The 1,881-nt window shown below is 31.0% G+C and carries 2 protein-coding genes; both read right to left on the bottom strand.

Going from position 1 to position 1,881, the window contains the following annotated elements:
* A partial coding sequence (locus tag FJR09_RS24240; protein WP_168654220.1) for an RNA-guided endonuclease TnpB family protein occupies positions 1–1,146 on the bottom strand: 1,146 nt, incomplete at its 3' end.
* Positions 1,137–1,373: a hypothetical protein gene (locus tag FJR09_RS24245; RefSeq protein WP_217357016.1), complete on the bottom strand. Its 237-nt coding sequence runs from the start codon at positions 1,371–1,373 to the stop codon at positions 1,137–1,139. The genes FJR09_RS24245 and FJR09_RS24240, both read right to left, overlap by 10 nt.
* Positions 1,374–1,881: the final 508 nt, after the last annotated feature.

The raw sequence follows: 1,881 nt of genomic DNA on the forward strand, positions 1-1,881 counted from the left end.
AGGGATTGCTTTTCTGAGAATATTTAGTGATCCATTTACATCTGCATTAACTAAAATACCTTGAGCCGATTTATAAAGACCACGTTTAATTCTCTTACCGCTAAAAGAATGGTTTTCCCCTTTTTTATATGTTGGGAGTACATCTTGATCTAAAAAACTAGATTTAGATGTGTAGCTTTCTTCGGTGATAATTACAGATATTCCCTCTAATTCTGCTTTATAGGTCAACTGTTCAATAAATCTGGTATGTGGTATTTGAGTAAAATTTTGGTTATTTTTAGAACCTATATTCAGTTCTTGTTTCCAACCTTCATTTTTGCCAATTACCAAAGTACCTATATTTAATTCAACCAATTTATTGATTAAATATCTGCTGGCTTTATGCAAGTAGTCATCAACCTTAAAATTGCGTTTTATACAAAGATTCTGTAATCTTTTTGAAGTTGTAGTTTTGAGAATAGCCTGTAGTTCAGCTTTCTTTTTGTTAAAAAAATGATTAATGGATTTTAACGGTCTGCCATTGATCAAGAAAGGTATTAAACCTGCTTGATTGAAAGTTACAGTAGCCAAATTATTTAATCCTAAATCAATACTGGCAATTCTCTTATTATCTACCTGTTTTGGTTTTTCTTCTTGATGATAAATCACCTCAATAACATAATGATTAAGTTTGGGAATAATCCTCACTTGTGCTATTTTTTTAGCTTGAGTAGGGAAAACTATCTCAGTCTGGCTAAGTTTAATAAGTCCTTTGCATAGAAATGGTTTGGATAAAGCCTGTATAGTATACACTAAAAGGTTTCTCCCATTTTCCTTATGTTTGTATTTAGGTAATTTTGGTTTACCCAAAAACTTAGATGGGTTTTCTTGATAAGCCTTTTGTGCTTGAAAAAATGCTTTCCAGTTCTTATCTAAAATCATTAATATTTGCTGACTTACTTTCGCTGGTAGATTTTTATAATCAAACTGACTTTGTAATAGTTTTTGGGTCTGATTATAATTGAGAATTTCACCAGTTTTAAAGAAGGATTGCCTAATTAAGTAGTTGGCAACATTATAGAGATTTTTAGAAAGAAAGCAAAGCCTATCAATTTCTCTGTAATGTTTATGAGTTTTTTTGATGATGTGTCTTTCGGTTAGTTGCATTCATCCTCCTGAAGACATTCTATAATACACTCTGTTTTCCGAGTCCGTCTTCTAATTGAGTAAAGTCTTGCACAAAAAGAAGTAATAATGGAAACAAAATCGTGCATTAAATCATCAGTCCTTTCTGTTGCTAAATTAACAACTCCTTTGTTGATTGGTTTATCGAAATTGACTATGACTGTACCTGTTGTTAATTGTGTAGCGTTGAGTTCACCACGTTTCCACATTCTCTAGGCTGTTTTATAACTAACTCCTATTGATTTAGCATAATCTGATAGTTTCATGGAAAGTCTTTCTCGACCTTCACAATTATTTTAAGACATTTGTCTATATTTGGCAATGTCTGTCTATAAAATCATAGAAGTTTACCAATACTGGAGTTGAGGATTTTGAAAAAAATTGAAGCAGGAGTCAGGTTTCGCATTGATAAATAATTATTATAATTGTCAATTAAAGCAATATTGTAATTATATCCCATATATCTATTTATCAGAAACATTAATAAAATCCTAATAATAGGAAAGGATAGTAATTTATTGGTACATTTATCAACAAAAATGTTATTATTTAATAATAGTAAAGTGCTGATATTAAGATTCAATAGCTATCATGGTATACCCAAAATACTGGAAACAATTAGCTAAATCCATCAAGGAAAAATCAGATTGGCGTTGTCAAAAATGCGGTCGTGTTTGCTTACGTCCTGGTGACAAACCTCACACTACTAAATCCCGT

Source organism: Dolichospermum sp. UHCC 0406, assembly GCF_009712025.1.
GTDB classification, from domain to species: domain Bacteria; phylum Cyanobacteriota; class Cyanobacteriia; order Cyanobacteriales; family Nostocaceae; genus Dolichospermum; species Dolichospermum lemmermannii.

Coding starts and splice junctions, on each gene's coding strand:
- FJR09_RS24245 (WP_217357016.1), bottom strand. CDS start 1,373: ATGTGGAAACGTGGTGAACTCAACGCTACACAATTAACAACAGGTACA.